30 protein-coding genes are annotated in these 22890 nt (G+C 73.0%); 19 read left to right on the top strand and 11 right to left on the bottom strand.

Features of this window, described 5'->3' with window-relative positions; genetic code table 11:
- Position 1: 1 nt before the first annotated feature.
- The 7 genes from CCN42_RS01980 to CCN42_RS01955 all read left to right on the top strand — a co-directional run bounded on the left by CCN42_RS01980 (position 2) and on the right by CCN42_RS01955 (position 4357).
- On the top strand, positions 2-1153 hold the full coding sequence (locus CCN42_RS01980) for a hypothetical protein (RefSeq protein ID WP_086732773.1): 1152 nt from the start codon (positions 2-4) through the stop codon (positions 1151-1153).
- 103 nt (positions 1154-1256) lie between these two features.
- On the top strand, positions 1257-1988 hold the full coding sequence (locus tag CCN42_RS01975; RefSeq protein WP_086732772.1) for an LmeA family phospholipid-binding protein: 732 nt from the start codon (positions 1257-1259) through the stop codon (positions 1986-1988).
- A 208-nt stretch (positions 1989-2196) separates the two neighbouring features.
- Positions 2197-2277 (top strand): putative leader peptide, encoded by an 81-nt coding sequence (locus CCN42_RS46020; RefSeq protein WP_350203226.1) that lies wholly within the window; start codon positions 2197-2199, stop codon positions 2275-2277.
- 130 nt (positions 2278-2407) lie between these two features.
- On the top strand, positions 2408-3247 hold the full coding sequence (locus tag CCN42_RS01970) for a sulfurtransferase (RefSeq protein WP_086732771.1): 840 nt from the start codon (positions 2408-2410) through the stop codon (positions 3245-3247).
- Positions 3248-3305: 58 nt separating this feature from the next.
- Positions 3306-3596: a DUF1416 domain-containing protein gene (locus CCN42_RS01965; RefSeq protein ID WP_043502058.1), complete on the top strand. Its 291-nt coding sequence runs from the start codon at positions 3306-3308 to the stop codon at positions 3594-3596.
- Positions 3597-3690: 94 nt separating this feature from the next.
- Positions 3691-3951 (top strand): DUF3099 domain-containing protein, encoded by a 261-nt coding sequence (locus CCN42_RS01960; protein WP_086732770.1) that lies wholly within the window; start codon positions 3691-3693, stop codon positions 3949-3951.
- Between the two features lie 37 nt (positions 3952-3988).
- A complete protein-coding gene (locus CCN42_RS01955) occupies positions 3989-4357 on the top strand; it encodes a VOC family protein (RefSeq protein WP_086732769.1) in 369 nt (122 codons plus the stop codon).
- Here the strand turns inward: CCN42_RS01955 and CCN42_RS01950 are convergent.
- Complete coding sequence (locus CCN42_RS01950) at positions 4351-4713, bottom strand: DsrE family protein (protein WP_043502053.1); 363 nt, start codon at positions 4711-4713, stop codon at positions 4351-4353. The two genes, CCN42_RS01955 and CCN42_RS01950, sit on opposite strands and share 7 nt — an antisense overlap.
- A gap of 206 nt (positions 4714-4919) precedes the next feature.
- Here CCN42_RS01950 and CCN42_RS01940 point away from each other — a divergent pair, with 206 nt between their 5' ends.
- From CCN42_RS01940 to ygfZ, 3 genes are read left to right on the top strand one after another with little or no spacing between them, the layout of a single operon-like run.
- The gene (locus tag CCN42_RS01940; protein ID WP_086168913.1) at positions 4920-5495 is read left to right on the top strand and encodes a heme-binding beta-barrel domain-containing protein; all 576 of its coding nucleotides are present in this window, start codon (positions 4920-4922) and stop codon (positions 5493-5495) included.
- A 16-nt stretch (positions 5496-5511) separates the two neighbouring features.
- The gene (locus tag CCN42_RS01935; RefSeq protein ID WP_086168912.1) at positions 5512-5949 is read left to right on the top strand and encodes a Fur family transcriptional regulator; all 438 of its coding nucleotides are present in this window, start codon (positions 5512-5514) and stop codon (positions 5947-5949) included.
- A gap of 10 nt (positions 5950-5959) precedes the next feature.
- Complete coding sequence (gene ygfZ, locus CCN42_RS01930; RefSeq protein ID WP_086732768.1) at positions 5960-6925, top strand: CAF17-like 4Fe-4S cluster assembly/insertion protein YgfZ; 966 nt, start codon at positions 5960-5962, stop codon at positions 6923-6925.
- Between the two features lie 3 nt (positions 6926-6928).
- Here the strand turns inward: ygfZ and dtd are convergent, their stop codons facing one another.
- Positions 6929-7354: a D-aminoacyl-tRNA deacylase gene (gene dtd, locus CCN42_RS01925; protein WP_086168910.1), complete on the bottom strand. Its 426-nt coding sequence runs from the start codon at positions 7352-7354 to the stop codon at positions 6929-6931.
- 136 nt (positions 7355-7490) lie between these two features.
- Here dtd and CCN42_RS01920 point away from each other — a divergent pair, with 136 nt between their 5' ends.
- The 4 genes from CCN42_RS01920 (at position 7491) to CCN42_RS01905 (ending at position 10775) form a co-directional block, all read left to right on the top strand.
- Positions 7491-8102: an RsiG family protein gene (locus CCN42_RS01920; RefSeq protein ID WP_086732767.1), complete on the top strand. Its 612-nt coding sequence runs from the start codon at positions 7491-7493 to the stop codon at positions 8100-8102.
- A gap of 80 nt (positions 8103-8182) precedes the next feature.
- Positions 8183-9439: a GNAT family N-acetyltransferase gene (locus CCN42_RS01915; protein WP_086732796.1), complete on the top strand. Its 1257-nt coding sequence runs from the start codon at positions 8183-8185 to the stop codon at positions 9437-9439.
- Between the two features lie 395 nt (positions 9440-9834).
- Positions 9835-10041 carry a hypothetical protein gene (locus CCN42_RS01910; protein WP_086732766.1) on the top strand — a complete coding sequence of 69 codons (207 nt, stop codon included), beginning with the start codon at positions 9835-9837 and terminating at the stop codon, positions 10039-10041.
- Entirely contained in the window at positions 9987-10775 is a 789-nt protein-coding gene (locus tag CCN42_RS01905) for an HAD family hydrolase (RefSeq protein ID WP_245877104.1), read from the top strand. Before CCN42_RS01910 ends, CCN42_RS01905 begins: the two co-directional genes overlap by 55 nt.
- 212 nt (positions 10776-10987) lie before the next feature.
- On the opposite strand, the gene CCN42_RS01900 is transcribed toward CCN42_RS01905, so the two are convergent.
- On the bottom strand, positions 10988-11992 hold the full coding sequence (locus tag CCN42_RS01900) for a zinc-binding dehydrogenase (protein ID WP_245877103.1): 1005 nt from the start codon (positions 11990-11992) through the stop codon (positions 10988-10990).
- A gap of 68 nt (positions 11993-12060) precedes the next feature.
- Here CCN42_RS01900 and CCN42_RS01895 point away from each other — a divergent pair, with 68 nt between their 5' ends.
- Positions 12061-12675, top strand: a complete 615-nt coding sequence (locus CCN42_RS01895; protein ID WP_086732764.1) for a TetR family transcriptional regulator — start codon at positions 12061-12063, stop codon at positions 12673-12675.
- A gap of 48 nt (positions 12676-12723) precedes the next feature.
- Positions 12724-14772, top strand: a complete 2049-nt coding sequence (locus tag CCN42_RS01890) for a HelD family protein (protein ID WP_086732763.1) — start codon at positions 12724-12726, stop codon at positions 14770-14772.
- Positions 14773-14816: 44 nt separating this feature from the next.
- On the opposite strand, the gene CCN42_RS01885 is transcribed toward CCN42_RS01890, so the two are convergent.
- The 3 genes from CCN42_RS01885 to CCN42_RS01875 all read right to left on the bottom strand — a co-directional run bounded on the left by CCN42_RS01885 (position 14817) and on the right by CCN42_RS01875 (position 16361).
- Entirely contained in the window at positions 14817-15149 is a 333-nt protein-coding gene (locus tag CCN42_RS01885; RefSeq protein WP_173883167.1) for a DUF2516 family protein, read from the bottom strand.
- 124 nt (positions 15150-15273) lie between these two features.
- On the bottom strand, positions 15274-15870 hold the full coding sequence (locus CCN42_RS01880; protein WP_086732762.1) for a hypothetical protein: 597 nt from the start codon (positions 15868-15870) through the stop codon (positions 15274-15276).
- 86 nt (positions 15871-15956) lie between these two features.
- Entirely contained in the window at positions 15957-16361 is a 405-nt protein-coding gene (locus CCN42_RS01875) for a helix-turn-helix domain-containing protein (RefSeq protein WP_086732761.1), read from the bottom strand.
- A gap of 284 nt (positions 16362-16645) precedes the next feature.
- Here CCN42_RS01875 and CCN42_RS01870 point away from each other — a divergent pair, with 284 nt between their 5' ends.
- On the top strand, positions 16646-16852 hold the full coding sequence (locus CCN42_RS01870; RefSeq protein ID WP_143661824.1) for a hypothetical protein: 207 nt from the start codon (positions 16646-16648) through the stop codon (positions 16850-16852).
- A 30-nt stretch (positions 16853-16882) separates the two neighbouring features.
- On the opposite strand, the gene CCN42_RS01865 is transcribed toward CCN42_RS01870, so the two are convergent.
- A complete protein-coding gene (locus CCN42_RS01865) occupies positions 16883-17224 on the bottom strand; it encodes a hypothetical protein (RefSeq protein WP_143661823.1) in 342 nt (113 codons plus the stop codon).
- Between the two features lie 124 nt (positions 17225-17348).
- Complete coding sequence (locus CCN42_RS01860; RefSeq protein WP_086168904.1) at positions 17349-17699, bottom strand: winged helix-turn-helix transcriptional regulator; 351 nt, start codon at positions 17697-17699, stop codon at positions 17349-17351.
- A gap of 99 nt (positions 17700-17798) precedes the next feature.
- Here CCN42_RS01860 and CCN42_RS01855 point away from each other — a divergent pair, with 99 nt between their 5' ends.
- A complete protein-coding gene (locus CCN42_RS01855; RefSeq protein ID WP_086732758.1) occupies positions 17799-18704 on the top strand; it encodes an NAD(P)-dependent oxidoreductase in 906 nt (301 codons plus the stop codon).
- Here CCN42_RS01855 and CCN42_RS01850 read toward each other — a convergent pair.
- Positions 18661-19179, bottom strand: coding sequence for an HAD domain-containing protein (locus CCN42_RS01850; RefSeq protein WP_086168902.1), 519 nt, complete (start codon positions 19177-19179; stop codon positions 18661-18663). The genes CCN42_RS01855 and CCN42_RS01850 overlap by 44 nt on opposite strands.
- 188 nt (positions 19180-19367) lie before the next feature.
- On the opposite strand from CCN42_RS01850, the gene CCN42_RS01845 reads away from it, so the two are divergent.
- Positions 19368-20198 carry a nitroreductase/quinone reductase family protein gene (locus CCN42_RS01845; protein ID WP_086732757.1) on the top strand — a complete coding sequence of 277 codons (831 nt, stop codon included), beginning with the start codon at positions 19368-19370 and terminating at the stop codon, positions 20196-20198.
- A 51-nt stretch (positions 20199-20249) separates the two neighbouring features.
- On the opposite strand, the gene CCN42_RS01840 is transcribed toward CCN42_RS01845, so the two are convergent.
- Both CCN42_RS01840 and CCN42_RS01835 read right to left on the bottom strand, forming a co-directional pair.
- Complete coding sequence (locus CCN42_RS01840) at positions 20250-21623, bottom strand: PP2C family protein-serine/threonine phosphatase (RefSeq protein ID WP_211294611.1); 1374 nt, start codon at positions 21621-21623, stop codon at positions 20250-20252.
- A 317-nt stretch (positions 21624-21940) separates the two neighbouring features.
- Positions 21941-22890: C40 family peptidase (locus CCN42_RS01835; RefSeq protein WP_107427530.1), on the bottom strand; the 950-nt coding region annotated here is incomplete at its 5' end.

Below are 22890 nucleotides of genomic sequence, written 5' to 3'. Positions count from 1 at the left end.
GATGAACGACCAGCAGCCGTACGACGGGTACGCCGGGCAGCAGCACCAGGGGTACGAGGGATACGACCCCTATCAGCAGCCCCAGCAGCCCGGGCAGTACCACGAGTCTCAGCAGTACCAGCAGCCCGGGCAGCATCAGCAGTACCAGCAGCAGCCCGCGTACCAGGACCAGTACGCCGCCGCCCAGTACACCCAGCAATGGGAGGGGCAGACCTGGGACACCGGGCTCCAGCAGGCGACGGCGGAGTACGCGCCGCAGTCCCAGCAGTACGCCGCGCACCAGCAGCAGCACGCCGAGCGCCGGCCGCCGCAGCCCCAGCCGTACGCCCCGCAGCAGGCCCACGAGCCCCCGGCACCCGTGACGGCGCCGGAGCCCGCATCCGGGCCGCAGCCGGTGCTCACCGCGGCGCAGCGGGCCCGTGCCGAGGGCCGCTCCCCGATCATCGAGCCCGGCCTGCAGCCCGCCGCGCTCACCGCGCTGCTCGGTCTGCTGCTGTCCGGCGCGGCGGCGGCCGGCTCGTACGCGCTGCTGGTGCCGCTCGTCGTCCTCCAGGCGGTGACCGCCGCCGGCTGGTTCCGGCTGAACGGCATGTGGCCGGCCCGGCAGGGCATCGCACTGGCCTTCGCGGGCGCGCTCACGGCGGACGTGGCGCTGCTGGTGGCGGGCCGCGACCACGGCCCGGCGGCGATCCTCGGCGCGCTCGGCGTCTGGGTGCTGCTGTCGCTGGTCCTCCAGCTCCGCTCGCACGCCGACCCGGACGAACGGCTCTACGGCCTGATGGCCACGGTCGTCTCGGCGGCGCTGGCGGTCGTGGCGACCGGCTATCTGGCGGCCGAGCCCGACGCGGTGACCATCGCCGCGGCGGCGGTCGCGGTCGCGGTCCTGGCCCGCGCGCTGCCGCTGCCGACCCCGGCGTCCGTGGTCGTCGCGCTGCTCGCCGCCGCGGGCGCGGGCATCGCGGTGGGCGGCATGACCGGTGTGGGGGCGCAGGGCGCCCTGCTCGGCGCGGCGGCCGCGGTGTGCGCCCTGATCGGCCACCGGGTCGCGAGCTACGACTACCCGTCCCGTTTCGTGCACTTCACCGCGGGCGTCGCCCTGCCGCTGAGCGCCGCGGCGCCGGTGGCGTGGGTGCTGGGCCGGGCGCTGGGCTGACCGGCCCGGCGCGGCACCTGTCACAAACGATCCACAAACCCGCGGCCGGACCACCCGGCGGGGTTACGTTGGCGGTCGTTGCCGAAGGCCAGAGTGGGGAAAGATGCGCGCGCTGCGAATACTTCTGATCGTCGTCGTGATTCTCGGCGGACTCTTCGTGGCCGTGGACCGTATCGCCGTGCACTTCGCCGAGGGGGAGGTCGCGGACCGGCTGAAGGCCGCTGAGAACCTGTCCTCCACCCCGGACGTGTCGATCAACGGCTTCCCGTTCCTGACCCAGCTGGCGGGCAGCGAGCTGGACGAGGTCGAGGTCGGCATGAACGACTACGAGGCCGCGGCGGGCGACGGGGAGAAGATCCGCATCGACGACCTGGAGGCGCGGATGCGGGGCGTCCGGTTCTCCGGCGACTACAGCTCCGCGACGGCCGCCTCCGCCACCGGCACGGCCACCATCGCCTACGACGAGCTGCTGAAGGCCGCCAAGTCCGAGCCGACCGAGGTGGCGCCCGGTATCACCGCCCGCGTGGTGAGCCTCGCCGACGGCGGCAACGGCAAGATCAAGGTCGGGGTCGAGGCCGACGTCCCGGTCCTGGGCACCCAGCGGCTCTCCGTGCTCAGCACGGTCAGGGTCGAGGGCGACCGGGTCGAGGTGCGCACCGACTCGCTGCCGCAGCTGGCGGGCCTCGACCTGGCGGAGGAGTCGGTCCGCCGGATCACCGACTTCCAGCAGGCCATCGACGACCTGCCGGGCGGTATCCGGCTGGACAAGGTCGAGGCGGCGGCGGACGGCGTGGAGATCTCGGTGAAGGGTTCGGACGTCCGGCTGGCCGGGTAGGAACGCGGCGGACGGCGGGCCGGTGGACACGGTGTGTCCGACAGGCGAGACGCCCCGTCCGATGCGCAGAGGTGACAGGGGAAAAGGGTGCCCGGGAGCCGTGCGACGGCGGCCCGGGCACCTTCGCGTTCCCACAATGCGGACGATCGTGTCTCACGATGCGACACACCGGTGACACGCCCGCCCGTCCGTCCCTACGATCGACGCCATGAAGCGACAGGCGGATCTCACCAAGCGGCGGGCAGTGGACCTGTGCCGCGTTGCCGCCATGCTCTGTCGCACCGTCTGAGCGGCAGCACCGCCTCCCGCCTTCACCCCCCGCCCTGCCCAGGGCATCCGTGCGCCGCGCCGCCCCGCGGCACCTCGCGCACGCCTCTCACTCGCACGCCCCGCCGTAACTGCCCCGGAGGAGAAAGAGCATGAGCCGCAGCGACGTCCTGGTCGACGCCGACTGGCTGCAGGACAACCTCGACAACCCCGACATCGCGATTGTCGAGGTCGACGAGGACACGTCCGCGTACGACAAGAACCACATCCGCAACGCGATCAGGATCGACTGGACGCAGGACCTCCAGGACCCGGTCCGCCGCGACTTCATCGACCAGGAGGGCTTCGAGAAGCTCCTCTCGGCGAAGGGCATCGCCAACGACACGCTGGTGGTCCTCTACGGCGGCAACAACAACTGGTTCGCGTCGTACGCCTACTGGTACTTCAAGCTCTACGGCCACGAGAACGTCAAGCTCCTCGACGGCGGCCGCAAGAAGTGGGAGCTGGACGCCCGCGAGCTGGTCGAGGAGGTGCCCGAGCGCCCGGCGACCGAGTACAAGGCCAAGCCGCAGAACACCGCGATCCGCGCCTTCCGCGACGACGTCGTCAACGCCATCGGCAGCCAGAACCTCGTCGACGTCCGCTCGCCCGACGAGTTCTCCGGCAAGCTGCTCGCCCCGGCCCACCTGCCGCAGGAGCAGTCGCAGCGCCCGGGCCACGTCCCGAGCGCCCGCAACATCCCGTGGTCGAAGAACGCCAACGACGACGGCACGTTCAAGTCGGACGACGAGCTGAAGAAGCTCTACGAAGAGGAGAGCATCGACCTCTCCAAGGACACCATCGCCTACTGCCGCATCGGCGAGCGCTCCGCGCTGACCTGGTTCGTCCTGCACGAGCTGCTGGGCGTGGAGAACGTCAAGAACTACGACGGCTCCTGGACGGAGTACGGCTCCCTCGTCGGCGTGCCGATCGAGCTGGGCGCCAACAAGTAATCCGCGGCAAGCAACCGATCCGACCGGCCTTCCGGTCAGACCCCTCTTGGAGAAAGACATGTGTGGAGCGAAGGCCGGCGGCCCCGACGCCTCGACGATCAAGCCCGGTGAGACCACCATCCAGGGCCAGGTGACCCGCGACGGCGAGCCGGTGACCGGCTACGTCCGGCTCCTGGACTCGACCGGCGAGTTCACCGCGGAGGTGCCCACCTCCGCCACGGGCCAGTTCCGCTTCTACGCGGCCGAGGGCACCTGGACCGTCCGCGCCCTCGTCCCCGGCGGCACCGCCGACCGCACGGTCGTCGTCGCCGAGAAGGGCGCCCTGGCCGAGGTCGCGATCGCGGTCTGACGAGGACCCGTACGGCGGAAGGGCCGCACCCCCCGGGTTGGACGCCTGGGGTGCGGCCCTTCTCCGTGCCCGCGGCCCTGCCTACGCTGGACACATGTACGCACGGCGGCGTCACACGTACTTCGCCCTGATGGGCACCTGCCTGGTGCTCTTCGTGCTGGCCTGGGCAGTCGTCCGCCTCTGGTCGACCGAGGCGGCCGTCGCCATGTGCGTCGTCGCCATGCTGATCCCGCCGGTCGCCGCGATGATCGCCAACCGCCGCGGCCCCGACGACCGCTGGTGGGACGAATACTCCGGCGACCCTCAGTCGGACGAGTGGTGGGACGAGCTGGACGGCAGGAAGCCCCCCGCGTGACCGGCGTCGGGCCCGCCGCGCCGGGTACCCCCGGCGTATGAGACTCGTGGCGGCGACCCTGGACGCACCGGGCGCGCGTGAGCTGGCGGACTTCTACCTGCGTCTGCTGCCCGGCTGGCGGGTGTGCGAGGACGGGCCGGACTGGGTGCACATCCGCCCGCCGGACGGCGGCACCGGACTGTCCTTCCAGACCGAGCCCCACTACGCGCCGCCCGTCTGGCCGAGCGGACCGGACCGGCAGCAGATGATGATCCACCTCGACATCGAGGTCGACGACCTGGAACGCGAGACCGCCCGGGCCGTCGCCGAGGGCGCCCGGCCGGCCGCGTACCAGCCGCAGGGGCACGTACGGGTCCTGCTGGACCCGGCGGGCCACCCCTTCTGCCTCTACGTGGACGATCAGTAGACGAGCGCCTGGGCGTCCTCCGCCAGCGCCTCCTGCACGAAGACCTGCGCGCCCGCGATCCGCACGCCCTCGATGACGTCCTGCTCCGTGATGTCCCGCCGGGCCGCGCACTGGGTGCACAGGGTCAGCCGGCCCGCGGCGAGGACCGAGTCGATCAGGTCGGGCAGCGGCGCCGCGTGCGGCAGCTCGAACTCGGCCGCCCGGCCGGGCAGCGCGAACCAGGCGGACTCGCCGGTCAGCCAGACGGAGACGTCCACCCCGCTGGCCACGGCCACCGCCGCCACCGTGAACGCCTGCGAGCACCGCTCGGGAGCGTCGGCCCCCGCCGTCACCTTGATCACGAGCTTCTTCGCCATAGCCGGAATCGTAGTGCGCGAGGCACCCGCGTAAGCTGGGCACGGCCTTGTGTACCGCTCACCCTCGCCCAACAAGGAGCACGCCGTGGAGCTCTTCTTCGAAATCCTGCTGGTCCTGGTCGCCGTCGGCGTTCTCGCCTTCGTCGGTCTGACCGTGAAGAAGCTGTACCAGGGCCAGCGCTGACCACCCCGAGGAACCTCTGCTCATGATCGAGATCCCGTCCGACCTCCACAAGGACCTGGTCCCCCTCGCCTTCCTGCTCGGCAACTGGGCGGGCGCGGGCGTGCACGACTTCCCCGGCTCGGAGAAGTGCAACTTCGGGCAGGAGGTCAGCTTCACCCACGACGGCCGGGACTTCCTCGAGTACCACTCCCACACGTGGGTGCTGGACAAGGACGGCAACAAGGTGCGCCCGCTGGAGTCGGAGCACGGCTTCTGGCGGATCGACGCGGACCGCAAGGTCGAGGTCACGATGACCCGCGACGACGGCGTCATCGAGATCTGGTACGGCGAGATGGCCCACCAGAAGCCGCAGATCGACCTGGTCACGGACGCCGTCGCCCGCACCGCCGCCTCCCGGCCGTACAGCGGCGGCAAGCGCCTGTACGGCTACGTCAAGAGCGACCTGATGTGGGTCGGCGAGAAGCAGACCCCCGAGGTCGAGCTGCGCCCCTACATGTCGGCGCACCTGAAGAAGGTCGTCACCCCGGAGGACGTCGAGCGTTGGGCGAAGGCCCTGCCCGACGACATGCCGGACGACGGCATCGCCTTCTTCAAGTAGCTCTTAGACTTCCAGTGTGGTGAGCACCGACTGGAAGAGCGACCTGCGGCAGCGCGGCTACCGGCTGACCCCGCAGCGGCAACTCGTGCTCGAAGCCGTGGACACCCTGGAGCACGCGACCCCCGACGACATCCTCAGCGAGGTGAGGAAGACGGCGTCGGGGGTCAACATTTCCACGGTCTACCGCACCCTGGAGCTGCTGGAGGAGCTGGGGCTGGTCAGCCACGCCCACCTCGGACACGGGGCGCCGACGTACCACCTGGCCGACCGGCACCACCACATCCACCTGGTGTGCCGCGACTGCTCCGACGTCATCGAGGCCGATCTGGGCGTGGCCGCCGAGTTCACAGCGAAGCTGCGCGAGCAGTTCGGCTTCGACACGGACATGAAGCACTTCGCGATCTTCGGCCGGTGCGAGGACTGTTCCATGAAGGGTTCAAGTACCGAGTCGTAGGCTTGGGTCCATGAAGAGCCCCCTGCTGTCCCTGCCCGGCGCGGTCCCCGCCGAGGGTGTGGACGAAGGCGTCGCCGCCCACTACGGCGACCTGTTCCGCGAGCAGCGCGCCCTCGCCGCCGGCACCGGTTTCGTCGACCTGTCGCACCGCGGGGTCGTCACCGTCACCGGCGAGGACCGGCTGAGCTGGCTGCATCTGCTGCTCACCCAGCACGTCAGCGACCTGCCCACGGGTGAGGCCACGGAGGCGCTGATCCTCTCCGCGCACGGCCACATCGAGCACGCGCTGTACCTCGTCGACGACGGCGAGACGGTCTGGGCGCACATCGAACCCGGCACCCAGGACGCGCTGATCCAGTACCTGGAGTCGATGAAGTTCTTCTACCGGGTGGAGGTCGCCGACCGCACCGCGGACTTCGCCGTCGTCCAGCTGCCCGCCGGGTCCATCGCCGAGGTCCCGGACGGTGTCGTCGTACGGCAGACGGCGTACGGCCGCGATCTCTTCCTGCCGCGCGAACGGCTGGAGGAGTACGCCGCGCAGGCCGGACCCGCGGCCGGGCTGCTGGCGTACGAGGCGCTGCGCGTCGAGCACCACCGGCCGCGCCTGGGCTTCGAGACCGACCACCGGACCATCCCGCACGAGCTGGGCTGGATCGGCTCGGCCGTACACCTGCAGAAGGGCTGCTACCGGGGTCAGGAGACCGTCGCCCGGGTGCAGAACCTGGGCAAGCCGCCGCGCCGGCTGGTCTTCCTGCACCTGGACGGCAGCGAGGTCCATCTGCCCCCGGCCGGCACCGAGATCCGGCTCGCCGACGAGGGCCCGGACGGGCGGAAGATCGGCTTCATCACCACGTCCGTACGCCATCACGAGCTGGGCCCGGTCGCCCTCGCCCTGGTGAAGCGGAACGTGCCCGTGGACGCCCGGCTGGTCGCCGGGGACACGGCGGCGGCCCAGGAAGTCGTCGTCGCGCCGTAGGTCCTAGATCTCCAGCAGGACGGTGAACGGGCCGTCGTTCGTCAGCGACACCCGCATCTGCGCGCCGAACCGGCCCGTCTCCACCGTCGCGCCCAGCGCCCGCAGCTGGGCGACCACCTCGTCGACCAGCGGCTCGGCGACGTCACCGGGCGCGGCGGCGTTCCAGGTGGGGCGGCGGCCCTTGCGGGCGTCTCCATAGAGGGTGAACTGGCTGATCACCAGCAGCGGGGCGTCGATGTCGCTGCACGACTTCTCGTCCTGCAGCATCCGGAGGGACCAGAGCTTGCGCGCCAGCTGGGCCGCCTTCTCCTTGGTGTCCTCGTGCGTCACTCCCACCAGCACGCACAGGCCCTCGCCGACGATCTCCCCCACGGTCCGGCCGTCCACCACGACGCTCGCGCCGTCCACCCTCTGCACCACAGCTCGCATACGACCATCATGCCGTGGCCGCTTTTCGCTCCCCAACCCGGCCATCTGGGGCCGTTCGGGGGCACTCGGTCACATAGCGGCCACTTGGGGTGGCACGATGCTTCCCACACACCGGTCGAGGGGACGGTAGAGGCACATGAGCACACCGAGCACGGGTGAGGAAGTGGGGACACTGCGGCCGCCCGCGCAGCGCACCGACAGTCCCGCCGGCCCGGGCGGCGTCGGCCGCCCCCCGGTGCTGCCCGCTCCGCCCGAGCCCGACCTGGCCGCGCTGAGCCTGCCCGAGCTGCGCGCGCTGCGCCGGGACGCCCAGCGCGACGAGGCGGACCTCAGTTACGTACGGCGGCTGCTCCAGGGGCGGATCGACATCCTGCGCGCGGAGCTGGCGCGGCGCGGGCCGGCCTGCGTGCTGGCCGTGGCGGAGGCGTCCGTGGTGGAGCGGCTGCCGGAGATCCTGACCGACGCCCCGGCCCGGCAGCGCTCGTCGGCCCGGCACGTGACGCTGGGGACGCCGCGCAGCGAGGAGTACCGGCGGCTGGCCGCCGAGATGCTGGGCGAGGTCGAACTGTCCGCCCTGGACGCCCGCACCGACGCGGAGCTGGCCGACGGGATCGGGCGGCTCGTCCGCTACGAGCAGCAGGTGTCCTGGCGCCGCCAGCGGCTCCAGCGCACCGCCGACGAGTGCAGCACGGAGATCGCCCGGCGGTACCGGGACGGAGAGGCGCAGGTCGACGACCTGCTGCTGTGAGGTGACCGGGCGGATGTCCTCGGGGCCGGCGGGCCGGAAATCCACGCGACGTGCCCGGCCGGGGCCCCTACCGTGACGCCATGAGCGATCGCGACGATCTCGACGTACGCCTGATCACCGAGGACGAGATACCGGACTGGCTGCGGGCCGTGGCCGTCGGCTTCCTGCGCAGCGAGACGATCACCGAGGAGGAGATCGCCGCCCGCGCCTCGGGCGTCCTGACGGACCGTACCGTCGGCGCCTTCGACGACGGCCGGTGCGTGGCGACGCTGCGCTCCTTCCCGCAGGAACTGACGGCGGTCGGCGGTGCCGTGGTCGCCGCGAACGCCGTCACCAACGTGACCGTGTCCGCGACGCACCGCCGGCGCGGACTGCTCAGCCGGATGATGGCCCGGGATCTGGCGGCGGCCAAGGAGCGCGGTGACGTGGTGGCGACGCTGATCGCCGCCGAGTACCCCATCTACGGCCGGTACGGCTTCGGTCCGGCCACCACGGCAGCCGAGTGGACCGTCGACGTGCCGCGCGCCGGGCTCGACCCGCGCTGGTCGGGGCCCGCGGACGGCGGGCGGATCGACCTCGCGGGCGGCGCCGAGGTGCGCAAGCTGGGCCCGGAGCTGCACGAGCGGGTGCGGCGCGCCCAGCACGGCACGGTGAACCGCGACGCCCGGTGGTGGCGGATCAACACGGGGGTGCTGCGGGTCCTCCCGGGGTGGAAGGACCCGTTCTACGCGGTGTACCGCTCGCCGGCCGGTGAGGTCGAGGGCATGGCCGCGTACACCGTGGACGACAAGTGGAGCGACGCCAAGCAGCCGGGGAACACCGCCACCGTGCAGTGGCTGGTCGCGGCGGAACCGCGCGCCGAGCGGGCGCTGTGGCGCTATCTGTGCTCGATCGACTGGGTCGTCCGGGTCAGGACGGGCCGGCGGTCCCCGGACGATCCGCTGCCGTTGTTCCTGCCGGACCCGCGCGCCGCCCGGATCACCACCCAGGCCGACTGGATGTGGGTGCGGATCCTGGACGTCGTACGGGCGCTGGAGGCGCGCGGCTACCAGGGGACCGGGGAACTGGTCCTCGAGGTCCGCGACCCGGGCGGGTTCACGGGCGGGCGGTATCTGCTGGAGACCGGCGCGGACGGCCGCGGAGTCTGCACGGCGACCTCGCGGGAGGCCGACCTCACGCTGGACGTGTCCGCCCTCGGAGCGCTGTGGCTGGGGGACGAGTCGGCGGTGCGGCTGGCGGCCGCGGGGCGGGTGCAGGAGACCCGGGCGGGCGCCGCCCGGCTGGCCGACGCCCTGCTGCGGCCGTCCAGGCGTCCCTGGTGCCCGGACTCGTTCTGAGCCTCCTCCCGCGCCGGCCTGCTGACGCCTGACGCATCCGTAGCGGGCTCTTGCGTGGTCGTCGTGGCGGTGCGGTGGCGCCGGCCGGGCTCCCGGCTCCCCTCCGGAGGAGAGCCCGGCCGGCTCGCTGCTCCGAGCCGTCCGCCGACGTGCCCTTGGTCAGGTCCACTTGGCGGCTGCTCCTCACCGTCGGTGCGGGAGCCGTCGGGGTGTGACGCGGACGTGCGGTGAGCCGCCGCGAAGGCGCTGCGGTGCGTCCGTGCGGGCGAGCTGAAACCGGACAAGGTCGACGTCCGGGTGCCGCTGCCGTCCCGGAACAGCGACCTGGCCTTCCCCGCACCGGTCGAGCAGTACGACGACGGCGACTCCGGCCACGTCCACCGGCGCTGCTGACGATGCGCAACGCCCCCATGGCGGCCCGCCGCGAGGCGTCCACCGAGGGCAGTGGGCTCGACCTGTACGACGTGCTGACCAGCGGGTCCCTGTTCCTCCCCCGTCCACCGGAGCGACGGGCGGCGGGACGCCTCTTCGCGGACGAATCCCAGAAGTGGCCCGACACCCTCTGGGAAACCGTCACCCGGGACCCGACACTCTCCTGGTGACTTCCGACATGACGCGGACCGAACCGGTACCGGTGCCGAGCCCGACCGACCGGCTGCGGGAGCTGGTCACCCGCGCCGAGGTCGTGCTCTGGGACTTCGACGGACCCATCTGCCGCCTCTTCGCCGGGCATCCGGCGCCCCGGGTGGCCGGCAGCCTCGTTGACTGGCTGGCAGGGCGCGGGCTGCGCGCCCTGCTCACCGAGGCGGAACGGCACACCGCCGACCCACAGGAGGTGCTGCGCGCCGTGGACCGCGCCCGGCCCGGCCCGGGCGTGGTGGCGGCGCTGGAGGAACACCTCACCCAGGAGGAACTGCGGGCCACCGCCACGGCCATGCCCACCGCCTGGGCCGACCCGCTGATCCGCACCTGGACCGCGGTCGGCGCCCGTCTCGCGGTGACCTCCGACAACTCCCCGCGGGTGATCGGCGCCTACCTCGCGGGCCGGGATCTCGCCGGGTGCTTCGGGCCGCACATCCACGGCCGGGACGCGGCCCCGCACCGCCTCGAACCGGACCCCTGCCACCTCCACCGTGCCCTGGCCTCGCTGACGGCCGCCCCGTCGGCGGCCCTGTTCATCGGCGACACCCCGACCGACCACGAGGCGGCCCGGCGGGCGGGCGTCCCGTTCCTCGGCTACGCCCGCAACGACCGCAAGGCGCGGCTGCTGAGGGAGGCGGGGGCGAGCGACGTCATCGGCTCGCTGGAGCCGGTGCTGCGCGTGCTGAGGGGCTGAGGGGCTGAGCCGGCTCCTCGCCGCCCGAGGAACACGGCAAGTGGACGCCGGCAGCGGGCCCTGGCCCACGGGATCGCGAAGCTTCGCACCCCCGCAGGGGCGACGAACAGGGGGAGAAGGGTGTCCGACACGCGCTCATCGCGTCGGCTGTTCGACACTACTGGTACGCGGCGCACGAACTGTCCACCGTGGCCACCCGGCCGTAGCCGCCGTCACCGCCGGGCATCCAGTACCACCTTCCCCACCACTCCCCGCCCCTCGATCAGCCGGTGGGCCCGGGCCGCCTCCTCCAGCGGTACGCGCTCCCCGATCACCGGGGCGAGCCGCCCGGCCGCCGCCTCGGCGAAGGCGGCGGTGCGCAGGCGCACGATCTCGTCGGCCGGGTACTGCGCGTCGGCGATGCCGTACACCGTGATGCCGCGCCGGGCCGCGTCCGCCCGGTCGAGGGCGGCGAAGTCACCGGTGGGGGCGCCGTGGGCGGAGAAGCGCCCGCCGGGTGCGGTGAGCGGGAGGGCGGCGGCGCCGAGCGAGCCGCCCACTCCGTCGAGGACGATGTCGGCGGCGCCGCCGAGGGCGGTACGGGCCCGCTCCGGCCAGTCCTGGGCGCTGACGTCCACCGTCTCGTCGGCGCCCAGCCGCCGGACCAGCGCCTGCTTCTCCGTGCCCCGGGCCACCGCGACCACCCGGGCGCCGCGGGCGTGGGCCAGCTGGACGAGCAGGGTGCCCATGCCGCCGGACGCGCCGAGGATCAGCACCCGGTCGCCGGTCGCGAGGGCGGTCCGTTCCAGCAGGCCCATCGCGGTCACCCCGTCGTGGACCAGGGCCGCCGCCGCGGGCAGGTCCAGGCCGTCCGGTACGGGGGTGAGGGCAGCGGCCGAGGCGAGCGCGCGCTCGGCGTAGCTGCCGTCGACGAAGGCGGCGACCCGGCGCCCCAGCCACTGTGTGCCGGCCCCGGGGCCGAGCGCCCGTACGTGCCCGGCGACCCCGCCGCCGGGCACGTACGGCGGGGTGAGCGCGAAGTACTCGCCGCCCCAGCCCGCCCGGAGCTGGGTCTCCAGGAAGATGGTGTCGGCGTGGGACACCTCGATCAGCACCTCTCCGGGCCCCGGCTCGGGGTCGGGCACCGCCACCGGCACCAGTACCTCGGGACCGCCGAACTCCTTCACCTGCACCGTGAGCATGGCCCACCCCTCCGAGCTGTCGATCACCGTTTCCATGAGCAGTCTTCGACCTCGAGCGCGGTCGAGGTCAAGGAGCGGCGGCGGGACGACCGTAGGCTCGTGCCATGGCTGAGATCGGGCTGCGTGAGCGCAAGCGGCAGCGGATGTACCAGGTGGTGTCGGACCTCGCGATCGGACTGTTCCTGGAGAAGGGGTTCGACGCGGTGTCGGTCGCCGAGGTGGCGGCCGCGGCGGAGATCTCCAAGCCGACGCTGTTCCGGTACTTCCCGGCCAAGGAGGACCTGGTGCTGCACCGGATCGCGGACCACGAGGGCGAGGCGGCCCGGGTGGTCGCGGCCTCGGACGCCGCCCCGCTGACCGCGCTGCGCCGCGCCTTCCTCGCGGGGCTGGAGCGGCACGACCCCGTCACCGGGCTCAGCGACGATCCCGGGGTGCTGGCCTTCCACACCCTGCTCTACGCCACTCCTGCCCTGGTCGCCCGGCTGCACGGGCATCTGGAGCGTTCGGAGGCGGCGCTCGCCGATGTGCTGGGCGGCGATCTGGAGGCCCGGCTGGCGGCGGGGCAGATCGTCGCGGTCCAGCGGATCCTGGCGCAGGAGAACTGGCGGCGGATCGCTGCGGGGGAGCGCGCGGCGGACGTCCGGGGGGAGGCGGTGGCGGCGGCGGAGCGCGCGTTCGGTCTGCTGGCCGCCGGGCTGCCCCGGCTCGCCGATCGCTGACTCAGTAAGAAATGTAACTCGGTTACGTTATCCAGTACGCTCGATGGAATGACGTCACCCGACCCTGCCCTCCAGCACGCCCTCCGCCTCGAACGCGCCCACCACGACCACTGCCGGGCCGCCCTCACCGCCATGGTCGAGGGCGCCCAGGAACAGGTCGTCACCGGTGAGGACGTCTCCGCCTCCGGCGCCGACGCCGAAGTCCTCGGCCACCGGCTGCGCAGCCAGGCCAAAGAACTGCGCGAACTCCCCGAAGGCCCGCTGTTCTTCGGCCGGCTCGACTTCGACCCCGCCGCCCCGGAAGACCACGGCGGCACGCACGGCCCGCTGCACATCGGCCGGCTGCGGATCACCGAGCACCCCACCGCCCCGCCGCTCGTCGTCGACTGGCGCGCCCCCGTCGCCCGCGCCTTCTACCAGGCCGGCCCCCGCAACCCGCGGGGCGTCGCGGTCCGCCGCCGCTTCGGCTGGGCCCCCGGCAGCCGCGGCGACTCCGCCGACCTGACCGGCCTGGAGGACGAGCACCTGGCCCGCGGCGAGAGCCGGACGAGCGAGATCGTCGCCCGGGAGATCGAACGCCCCCGGGTCGGCCCGATGCGGGACATCGCGGCCACCATCCAGCCCGAGCAGGACGACCTCGTGCGCGCCGCTCTCACCGCCTCCGTGTGCGTGCAGGGCGGCCCGGGCACCGGGAAGACCGCCGTCGGCCTGCACCGCGCCGCCTACCTGCTCTACACCCACCCGCAGCGCATCCGGCGCGGCGGACTGCTGATCCTGGGCCCCAACCGCACCTTCCTCGACTACATCGCCGAGGTGCTGCCCGCCCTCGGCGAGACCGGCGTACGGCAGTCCACCGTCCAGGACGAGATCGCCCGGCACCCGGTCACCGGGACCGACGACGAGCGGACCGCCGTCGTCAAGCACGACGCACGGACGGCCGAGGTGCTGCGCCGGGCGCTGTACGCGCGCGCGTGCCCCGACGCCGACGCCGACGCCGGCGCCCTCGCCGTGCCCGACGGCTCCTACCGCTGGCGGGTCGCCGCGGAGGAACTGCGGGCGATCGTGGCGGACGTACGGGCCGAGCAGCCGCCGTACGCGGTCGGGCGGGAGCGGGTCCGCGCGCGCGTGGTCGCCGCGCTGCGCGCGCAGGCCGAGCGGCGCGGCGGGCCCCGCACCAGCGCCTGGGTGCGGCGGATCGAACGCGCCCGCCCGCTCGGCGCGTGGCTGGACGCCGTATGGCCGCGGGTGCGCCCCGAGGAGGTCGTCGCCGGACTCCTCGCCGACCCGGCCGCCCTCGAACGGGCCGCCGAGGGGCTGCTGGACGCCGACGAGCAGAAGGCGCTGCTGTGGCCGCGCCCGCCTCGCTCCTGGAAGTCCGCCCGCTGGTCGGCCGCCGACCTCGTCCTCCTCGACGAGGTCGCCGGCCTGATCGAACACCCCGAGGGCTACGGCCATGTCGTCGTCGACGAGGCGCAGGACCTCTCCCCGATGGAGTGCCGCGCCGTCGCCCGCCGCTCGGTCTACGGCTCCCTGACCGTCCTCGGCGACCTGGCCCAGGGCACCACCCCGTGGGCCGCCCGCGACTGGTCCGTCCTCATGCGCCACCTCGGCAAGCCGGACGCCACGGTCGTCCCGCTGACCACCGGCTTCCGCGTCCCGGCGGCCGTCCTCGGCCTCGCCAACCGCGTACTGCGACGCCTCGACGTCGCCGTCCCCGAGCCCCGTTCGCTGCGCCGGGACGGCGAGCTGACCGTGCGCGAGACGGACGACGTGCCCGCCGCGGTCGTGACGGCGGTCCGCGGCGCTCTCGCCGGCGAGGGTTCCGTCGGGGTGATCGCGGCCGACGCGGAGGTGCCCCGGCTGCGCCGGGCCCTGGCCGCCGCCGGCATCGGCACGACGGAGGGGCCGACGGCGGACGCCCGGGTCGCGGTGCTGCCCGCGAGCCTGGTCAAGGGCCTGGAGTACGACCATGTCGTGGCCGTGGAACCGGCCGCGATCGCGGAGGCGGAGGAGCGGGGCCTGCACCGGCTGTACGTGGTGCTGACCCGAGCGGTGTCGGCGCTGACGGTGGTGCACGGGCGGCCCTTGCCGTTCTAGGCGCTCACGACGCCCTCCGGCGGGGCCGCCCCCGTGGGCCGGAGTCAGCGACCGCCGTTGTACGGCCCGTACGGACCGTCGCTGCTGGAGCCGCGGCGGGGGCGGCCGCCGCCGGGCAGGCCGCGCAGCGCCGGGCGGACGTCGACCATGTACACGATCGTCGCGATCAGACCCAGGATCGGCAGGAACGACAGGATGCCGAAGATCAGGCTGACCACGAAGGCCAGACCGAGGATGATCAGCCAGAACGGCTTCGTCTGCTTGTCCGCCGCGCGGTAGGCGTCCTCACGGCGCGTGGCGGCGTCGATCAGCGCGAAGCCGCTGAAAAGGATCAGGGCCAGGTTCAGCAGCCACAGGAACCCAGCGAAACCCTGCATCAGCACAACGTCCACCACCCGACTCGGCTCGTCCTCACCCGGTCACCGTACCCGCAACCGCCTTCCGGCTACCCGGACAACGGTCCGGGCACCCCCCGAGTGCCCGGCCGTTCTCCGTGCGGCGTCACGTGGCGGACGGCGTCGACTTCTTGGCGGCCGGCTTGCGGGCCGGGGCCTTCTTCGCCGGGTTCCCGGCGACCGGCGCCTCGGCGGGCTCGTCCTCGACCGCGACCGGCTCCGGCTTCGGCGCGGGGTCCGGCTCGACCGCCACGGCCAGGTCCTCGATGGTCTCGGCGGCCTCGCCGCGCCAGGTCCTCACCGCGTGCTCGCCGTGCTCGGCGACCTTCTCGTAGGTCTCCCGGGCCTTGACGGCGTACTCGGCGGCGACGCCGACACCGCGCAGGGCGAAGTCCTGGGCGGTCTCGCCGATCTTCTTCAGGTCGACCTTCTTCAGGTCGGCGTCCAGGGCCCCGAACAGCTCGGTGACCTTGGTCTGGAGGGTCTCCTGCGTCTCCTTCACCCGGGCGGCGGCCTTCTCCTGGACGGCCTTGGGGTCGGTGTTGCGGACCGCCTCGATACGGGCCGGGGCCTCCGCGCGCAGCTGCTCGACCAGACCGGGCACCTTGCGGGCCTGCTGGAGGGCCAGGTCGGCGGTACCGGCGGCGAAGTAGAGCGGGGTCGGGTCGCTGAAGGTCTTGCGCAGGTCGTCGGTGATGGCCATGGTGAGGGTCCTCCCGGATCGATGTCGATCGCTTTCGGCTGAGGGTGGGCGGTCCGCGGCCGCCGGCCGGTCTTTCCCTGGTCCGGTCAACCGGCCGTCTGCTGCGGACCGGCATCGCCCAGGTCGTCCGGGGTGGTCTCCCCGTGCCCGTTCTCCTTGCGGAACGACTCGTACACCTGGAGCAGCACCTGTTTCTGCCGCTCGTTCAGGGTGGGATCGGCGAGGATGACCGCCCGGGTCTCGACCTCGTCCCGGTCCCGCTCGGCGTCGAGGATCCCGGCGCGTACGTACAGCGTCTCCGCGGAGATCCGCAGCGCCTTGGCGACCTGCTGGAGCACCTCCGCGCTCGGCTTGCGCAGTCCGCGCTCGATCTGACTCAGGTACGGGTTGGACACCCCGGCCGCCTCGGCGAGCTGCCGCAGCGACAGCTGCGCGCTGCGCCGCTGCTCCCGCAGGTACTCCCCGAGACTGCCGACGTTGAGCGATGCCATGGGTCCACCATGCCCCACCCGTGCTAACAATTGCAAGCAACCTGCTTGCAACAGTGTGCCGCGTGTCGGGGCGGCCACCGGTTGCCGTTGCCTGCGCCCGCGCCATCCTGGAAGGGAAGGGACCGAAGGGGCTGACGGGACTCCTGGGAACGCCGGGCCCCCACCACTTCCACGAGGAGGTGGCACGGATGCCACCCAGCGACCTCGACGGCGGACTCCCCCCGGGCGGCGCGCCGGGTCAGTGCGGTTTCGGGCCGTGCCCCGTGTGCAGCGAGGACCGGCAGATGTCGTCTGCCTGCTTCCTCCAGTCCGGGCACGGAGGCGACCACCGGTGCCCGCACGGCGACGTATGGGAGCAGTCGGACCCCGGGGCGGCACCGCAGCGCAAGTTCTGCGGCTCGAAGTGCCCGGAGCCCGGCTGCGGCAAGACCTGCACGCGGCAGTTCATCCACGAGACCCCGCACATGTGCCCGCTGGGGCACACCTGGTGAAGCCCGGCGGGCCCGCCGGGCACGCCGGGCTCAGTCGACGCCGAACTGGGCCGTCGTGTGGTCCCGGCTGCCCGAGCCGGGGTTGACGTAGATCAGGACCTCGTGGGAGCCCGGGCCGAGGCGGCCCAGGCTGACATAGCCGGTGTCCGGGTCACCGGGATCGAGGTAGCCCGAGGTCCACTCGGGGCCGACGACGTTCCCGTCGCACTCGACGGTGACCCGGGCGTTTCCGCCGACGTCGCCGACGTTGGCCAGCTCGAAGCTGATCCGGGTGCCGGCGTCATGGTGGGGGACGTTGTGACCGTCGGGGTTGTCGGCCGGGTCGGGCATGAACCCGATGCCGCCGTCCGCTAGCTCGAACATCGCTGACATGGCACTTTCCTCCTCTGTTTCCAGCATGGCACCGCTCGCCGCGGGTCGCCCGGCGGGCCGAACACCCACAAAAAAGTGGGTACTTGGCATGGTTCGGGGCTCGTAGGAGGCTGGTCGCAGGTGGTCAGGAGGCCACCACGGGCGCCGCGAGGCGTTCCAGGCGGCGGTGTCCCCAGTCGGAGAGAGGAGCGAGGGCCTCGGACAGTTCACGGCCGAAGCCGGTGAGCGTGTACACCGTCTTCGGCGGCAGGACGGCGAACACCTCCCGGTGCACGAGGCCGTCCTCCTCCATCTCGCGCAGGGCCTGAGTCAGCACCTTCTCGCTGAGGCCCGGCAGCTTGCGGCGCAGCTCGGCCGGCCGGTGCGGCCCCGACTCCAGCAGCCACAGCAGCGACGTCTTCCACTTGCCGTCGATCACCGAGATCGCCGCGGTCACTCCACAGACATTCAGGTCCCGGGCCCGGCTGCGCGTCATCGTCGTCCCATTCCTCTTGGTTCGTCGTCAGTCGTGCGGTCAGTTCAGTCAGTTTCAGTCAGCTAGATCAATTTTTCTGGAAACAGCAGGAGCTTCCTCATGTCTACGAACGTCATCGACCCCGCCTCCGCTTCCGTGACCGTCCTCGGGCTCGGTCCCATGGGCCGCGCCCTGGCCACCGCCTTCCTGGACGCCGGTGTGCGCACCACCGTCTGGAACCGCACCCCGGGCCGGGACGCCGAGCTGGTGGCGCGCGGCGCGCTGGCGGCCGGGTCGGCGGAGGAGGCGGTGGCGGCGAGCGACCTCGTGGTCGTCTGCGTCGTCAACTACGACGCCTCCGACGCGATCCTGCGGCGCGAGACCGTCACCGACGCCCTCAAGGGCCGTACGGTCGTCAACCTCAGCGCGGACACCCCGTCCCGCGCCCGGGACACCGGCGAGTGGGCCGACCGGCACGGTGTCCGCTACCTGGACGGCGCGATCATGACGCCCGCCCCCACGATCGGCACCCCCGACGCCGTGTTCCTGCACAGCGGCCCCCGGGACGTCTACGAGGAGCACAAGCCGGTCCTGGACGTGCTCGGCGGCACCCACACCCACCTCGGCGAGGACATCGGCCGGGCCGCCTCGTACGACATCGCCCTGCTGGACATCTTCTGGACGGCGATGGGCGGCTACGCGCACGCGGTCGCCGTGGCCCGCGCCGAGGGCATCTCCGCGCGCGAGCTGGCACCGTTCGCGCAGGGCATCGCCGCGATCCTGCCGCCGCTCTTCGAGGAGTTCGCGGACGACGTGGACAGCGGCACCTACTCGGGCGAGCTGAACCCGATCACCTCCGGCGCCTCCACCATGGCGCACATCGTCCACGCCTCCGAGGAGCACGGGATCGAGGCGAGCCTGATGCGGGCGATCGAGGGGCAGGCCCGCCGGGTGATCGGCCTGGGTCACGGCTCGGACGGGTTCATGCGGGTCGCGGAGGTGCTGGGGCGCACCCGGCGTCCCTGAGCCAGGCGCGCACCACCGCGAAGTCGGCTTCCCTCAGGCCGTGCCGGTGGTCCACGCGGTGCAGCAGGGCCGGGCCGGGGTGGTGTGCGGCCACCCAGGCCCGGTCGGCGCCGGTGATCTCGTCGTCGAGCCAGACGAAGGGGCGGCCCGCGGCCCACGCGACGATCGGGCCGGTCTTCCAGTGCCGTCCGCCGGGCGGTGGGTCCTCCGTGCCGCTCGCCACGTCCACGACCGGCAGCGGCGGCAGGCCCAGCCATGGCGCCAGCAGGGTGTTCGCGTCGTCCAGCCAGGTCGTCGCCCACACCGGCACGCAGCCCAGGGCGAGCAGGCGGGGGCCGAGGGCGGGGTCCACGCGGTCCAGCAGGGGATGGCCGGCGGGCGGTGGGCCGTTCGGGCCCTGGTGGACCGGGTACGGGTCCTCGCCACCGAACGGCAGCAGGGTCCCGTCGATGTCGAGAAAGATCAGTGCGCGCATCGGCACGACCTTAACCGCCTTGCCGGGCAAGGGAGTCGACGGCTAACGTCCTCGTCATGACTGCCGGGTCGGCCATGGGCCACGAGCGAGTTGGGTGCCCGGCCTCTGCGTGAGGCCACGGCGGGCGAGAAGCCCGCCCTCCTCTCTGTGCGAGCGCTGCCAGCGAACACCACAGAGAAGGAAGAGCATTGCCCAACGACTTCAATCAACAGATCATCGACGAGTTCCGGGCCAACAAGGGCCGGCTCACCGGGATGTTCGAGAACGCCCGGCTGGTCCTGCTGACCACCACCGGCGCCCGCTCGGGCAAGCCGCACACGACCCCCGTCGGCTATCTGCCCGACGGCGCCGAGCGCATCCTGGTGATCGCCTCGGCGGGCGGCTCGCCCCGGCACCCGGCCTGGTACCACAATCTCCTCGCGCACCCCGAAGTCACCGTCGAGGACGGCGCGTTCGTCTACCGGGCGCGGGCCGAACCGCTGACCGGCGAGGAGCGGGACCAGGCGTTCGCGCGGGCCGTGGAGAGCGACCCGGGCTGGGCGGCGTACCAGGAGAAGACCACGCGGCTGATCCCCGTGGTCGCCCTGTACGAGATTCCGGCCGACGGCCCGCCCACCTTCAACGCCGGCTCCCTGGGCGAGGCGGTCAAGGTCGTCCACGACGCCTTCCGCCGCGAACTCGCCCTGCTGAGACAGGAGATCGCCGGGGCCGGCACCGCCCTCGGCGCCCAGCTCCGCGTCAACTGCCTCACGTTCTGCCACGGTCTGCACAACCACCACACCGGCGAGGACCTGGGCCTCTTCCCGATGCTCGAGAGCCGCCATCCGGAGTCCGCCCCCGTCGTCGCACTGCTGCGCGAGGAGCACGAGCGCATCGCCGCCCTGGTCGAGGAGCTGCGCCGGGTCGTCGCCGACCCGGCGGACCCGGCGGCCGTCCGCGCGGAGGTGGAGCGGCTGACCACCGAGCTGGAGGCCCACCTGACGCACGAGGAGGAACAGCTGATACCGCTGCTCGGCTGAGAGGCTTCGCGCAGGCCCCGGCGACCGCGCGGGCCGGGGCCCTCGGGTGTCCTACGGCACCCGGTCGAGCAGCAGCACCGCCACGTCGTCCGTCAGCTCGCCGCCGTTCAGTTCGCGGACCTCGGTCACGGCGGCCCGCAGCAGTTCCTCGCCGGTGAGTCCGGCGGCCAGCTGGCGGCTGATCATCTCGACCATGCCGTCCTGGCCGAGCCGCTCCCCGCCCGCGCCGATCCGGCCCTCGATCAGGCCGTCGGTGTACAGCATCAGGCTCCACTCGGCGCCCAGCTCCACCTGCATCCGCGGCCAGCGGGCGCCGGGGAGCAGACCGAGGGCGGGGCCGTTGTTGTCGTAGGGCAGCAGACGCGGCGTGGGGGTGCCCTCCGCCGCGCCGGAGCCGGGAGCCCGGTGCAGGCCGGGGCGGATCACCAGGGGCGCCGGGTGCCCGGCCAGGCACAGGCCCGCGCGGCGGCCGTCGGGGGCTATGTCGACCGTGCAGAGCGTCGCGAAGATCTCGTCGTCGGACCGCTCGTGCTCCAGCACCTGCTGGAGGGTGTTCAGCAGCTGGTCACCGCACAGCCCGGCCAGGGTCAGCGCCCGCCAGGCGATGCGCAGCTCCACACCGAGCGCGGCCTCGTCGGGGCCGTGCCCGCAGACGTCGCCGATCATGGCGTGCACGGTGCCGTCGGGGGTGCGGACGACGTCGTAGAAGTCGCCGCCGAGCAGCGCGCGCGAGCGGCCGGGCCGGTAGCGGGCCGCGAACCGCAGCGAGGAGCCCTCCAGCAGCGGCGTCGGCAGCAGGCCGCGCTCCAGGCGGCGGTTCTCCTGGGCGCGCATCCGGCCCTCGGCGAGCCGCCGCTCGGCCGTGTCGGACCGCTTGCGTTCGACGGCGTACTGGATGGCGCGGCTCAGCAGCCGGCCGTCCAGCTCGTCGCGGAACAGGTAGTCCTGGGCGCCCACGCGGACCGCCTCGGCGCCGCGCTCGGCGTCACCGGACGCGGTGAGGGCGAGGACGGCGTGCCGGGGCGCCAGCTCCAGAACGTGGCGGAGCACGGCCAGCTCGTCGCCGGAGTCGCCCGCCCGGCCGGGGGCGGCCAGCGCCAGGTCCAGCAGGATGCAGTGGACGTCGTCGGTGAGCAGCCGCTCGGCCTCGGTGAGGTTGCGGGCGGTGCGCACCCGGATGGGCTTGCCGGTCTGGTCCAGCAGCTCGGGCACGATCGGGGAGCCGCCGGGGTCGTCCTCGATCAGCAGCAGCGTCAGGTTGGTGTGGTGGACGGTGGCGGTGGTGTCGGAGGTGTTCTGCGCCGGGTCTTCCTTGCGCGCAGCCACGGCACCGGGGTCTCCGGAGGGGCCGCCGGTGGACGCGGCGGGCGCCTGACCACTCTCCACGGCCGGGATCGCTCTCTGCCGCGGTACGGGTACGGGCATTGTCTTGGGTTCCTTCCCTCCCCCCGAGGGCACGGCGGGGCGAGGGACCTCGACCCACCGACGGGGACCATAGCGGGTGTCGGCGCCGCAGCGGAATGGTGTGCGGCACGCCGGCCGTCCGCGGAGCGCTGTCATATGCCGCGTTCCGTACCGCAGTTGGACAGGCCGGCCGGCCTGTGGGGATGACGAACGTCACGCCGGTACGGCGTCGGGGAACGGGCCGGGCGTGGGGTGGGTCACGTGGGCCAGGTCACGACGTGTCACGTGGCTCAGGTCACGGCGGCGCGGACCCCACCAACGGTGCCGCCCGGGACGGTTCAGCCCGCGTCCGGCCGTACGACCCCCAGGATCGGCATCGAGCCGGCGCCCGCGATCGTCACCGTCCGGCCGGGGCGCGGGGCGTGGACGATCGCGCCGTCGCCGATGTACATCCCGACATGGCTGGCGTCGTCGAAGTAGACGACCAGGTCACCGGGGCGCATGTCCGTGACGTCGACCCGCTGGAGCTGCTTCCACTGTTCCTGGGAGGTGCGCGGGATGCCCTGGCCGGCGCTCGCCCAGGCCTGTGAGGTGAGTCCGGAACAGTCGTACGACTCGGGGCCCTCGGCGCCCCAGACGTACGGCTTGCCGATCTGGGCCGTGGCGTACTTCACGGCCTGCTCGCCCCGGGTGGTGGCCTCGCCGTCGGCGCCGTCGAGGACGCCGGTGTCCAGCCAGGCGTTCTGCGCCTTGCGGGCGGCCTCCCGTTCCAGCTCGGCCAGCCGCTCCTTCTCCTCCTTCTCCAGCTGGGACTCCAGCTTCTCGGCCGCCGCGATCCGCTTCTCGATCTTCTTCTGGGCGGCGGCCCTGGCCCTGCGGTTGGCCTCCAGCTTCTTGAACTGGGCGGAGGCGTCCGCGGAGTAGGTCTCCAGGTCCTGCCGGGTGCGCCGGGTCTCCTCGATCAGGTGCCGGGTGGCGCGCTCGCCCTGGCGGACCCGGCCGGTGCCGTCCAGGAACGCGCCGGGGTCGTCGCTGAGCATGAGGCGGGCCTCGGGCGGCAGGCCCCCGGAGCGGTACTGGGCACGGGCCGCGGCGCCCGCGCGGTCCTTCAGCCCCGCCAGCGTCTCCTCGGCCTCGGCGATCTTCTTCGTCAGTTCGGCGATCTGCCGCGACTGCAGTTCGGCCTTCTCCTCGGCCGCGTTGTAGGCGTCGGTGGCGGAGGCAGCCGCGCGGTAGAGCTTGTCCAGTTGCTCGCGGACGGCCTCGAGTTCCTTGTCCCGCGCGGCTG

Origin of the sequence: Streptomyces glaucescens (genome assembly GCF_002154375.1) — a bacterium.
Lineage (GTDB): Bacteria > Actinomycetota > Actinomycetes > Streptomycetales > Streptomycetaceae > Streptomyces > Streptomyces glaucescens.
Note: the sequence above shows the minus strand (reverse complement) of the source record. Positions and strands in the feature narration are given on the sequence as shown.

Bases quoted from the DNA above. Each gene is read 5' to 3' on its own strand.
- CCN42_RS01980 (WP_086732773.1), top strand. From the start codon at position 2: ATGAACGACCAGCAGCCGTACGACGGGTACGCCGGGCAGCAGCACCAG.
- CCN42_RS01975 (WP_086732772.1), top strand. From the start codon at position 1,257: ATGCGCGCGCTGCGAATACTTCTGATCGTCGTCGTGATTCTCGGCGGA.
- CCN42_RS46020 (WP_350203226.1), top strand. From the start codon at position 2,197: ATGAAGCGACAGGCGGATCTCACCAAGCGGCGGGCAGTGGACCTGTGC.
- CCN42_RS01970 (WP_086732771.1), top strand. From the start codon at position 2,408: ATGAGCCGCAGCGACGTCCTGGTCGACGCCGACTGGCTGCAGGACAAC.
- CCN42_RS01965 (WP_043502058.1), top strand. From the start codon at position 3,306: ATGTGTGGAGCGAAGGCCGGCGGCCCCGACGCCTCGACGATCAAGCCC.
- CCN42_RS01960 (WP_086732770.1), top strand. From the start codon at position 3,691: ATGTACGCACGGCGGCGTCACACGTACTTCGCCCTGATGGGCACCTGC.
- CCN42_RS01955 (WP_086732769.1), top strand. From the start codon at position 3,989: ATGAGACTCGTGGCGGCGACCCTGGACGCACCGGGCGCGCGTGAGCTG.
- CCN42_RS01950 (WP_043502053.1), bottom strand. From the start codon at position 4,713: ATGGCGAAGAAGCTCGTGATCAAGGTGACGGCGGGGGCCGACGCTCCC.
- CCN42_RS01940 (WP_086168913.1), top strand. From the start codon at position 4,920: ATGATCGAGATCCCGTCCGACCTCCACAAGGACCTGGTCCCCCTCGCC.
- ygfZ (WP_086732768.1), top strand. From the start codon at position 5,960: ATGAAGAGCCCCCTGCTGTCCCTGCCCGGCGCGGTCCCCGCCGAGGGT.
- dtd (WP_086168910.1), bottom strand. From the start codon at position 7,354: ATGCGAGCTGTGGTGCAGAGGGTGGACGGCGCGAGCGTCGTGGTGGAC.
- CCN42_RS01920 (WP_086732767.1), top strand. From the start codon at position 7,491: ATGAGCACACCGAGCACGGGTGAGGAAGTGGGGACACTGCGGCCGCCC.
- CCN42_RS01915 (WP_086732796.1), top strand. From the start codon at position 8,183: ATGAGCGATCGCGACGATCTCGACGTACGCCTGATCACCGAGGACGAG.
- CCN42_RS01910 (WP_086732766.1), top strand. From the start codon at position 9,835: ATGCGCAACGCCCCCATGGCGGCCCGCCGCGAGGCGTCCACCGAGGGC.
- CCN42_RS01900 (WP_245877103.1), bottom strand. From the start codon at position 11,992: ATGGAAACGGTGATCGACAGCTCGGAGGGGTGGGCCATGCTCACGGTG.
- CCN42_RS01895 (WP_086732764.1), top strand. From the start codon at position 12,061: ATGGCTGAGATCGGGCTGCGTGAGCGCAAGCGGCAGCGGATGTACCAG.
- CCN42_RS01890 (WP_086732763.1), top strand. From the start codon at position 12,724: ATGACGTCACCCGACCCTGCCCTCCAGCACGCCCTCCGCCTCGAACGC.
- CCN42_RS01885 (WP_173883167.1), bottom strand. From the start codon at position 15,149: ATGCAGGGTTTCGCTGGGTTCCTGTGGCTGCTGAACCTGGCCCTGATC.
- CCN42_RS01880 (WP_086732762.1), bottom strand. From the start codon at position 15,870: ATGGCCATCACCGACGACCTGCGCAAGACCTTCAGCGACCCGACCCCG.
- CCN42_RS01875 (WP_086732761.1), bottom strand. From the start codon at position 16,361: ATGGCATCGCTCAACGTCGGCAGTCTCGGGGAGTACCTGCGGGAGCAG.
- CCN42_RS01870 (WP_143661824.1), top strand. From the start codon at position 16,646: ATGTCGTCTGCCTGCTTCCTCCAGTCCGGGCACGGAGGCGACCACCGG.
- CCN42_RS01865 (WP_143661823.1), bottom strand. From the start codon at position 17,224: ATGTCAGCGATGTTCGAGCTAGCGGACGGCGGCATCGGGTTCATGCCC.
- CCN42_RS01860 (WP_086168904.1), bottom strand. From the start codon at position 17,699: ATGACGCGCAGCCGGGCCCGGGACCTGAATGTCTGTGGAGTGACCGCG.
- CCN42_RS01855 (WP_086732758.1), top strand. From the start codon at position 17,799: ATGTCTACGAACGTCATCGACCCCGCCTCCGCTTCCGTGACCGTCCTC.
- CCN42_RS01850 (WP_086168902.1), bottom strand. From the start codon at position 19,179: ATGCGCGCACTGATCTTTCTCGACATCGACGGGACCCTGCTGCCGTTC.
- CCN42_RS01840 (WP_211294611.1), bottom strand. From the start codon at position 21,623: ATGCCCGTACCCGTACCGCGGCAGAGAGCGATCCCGGCCGTGGAGAGT.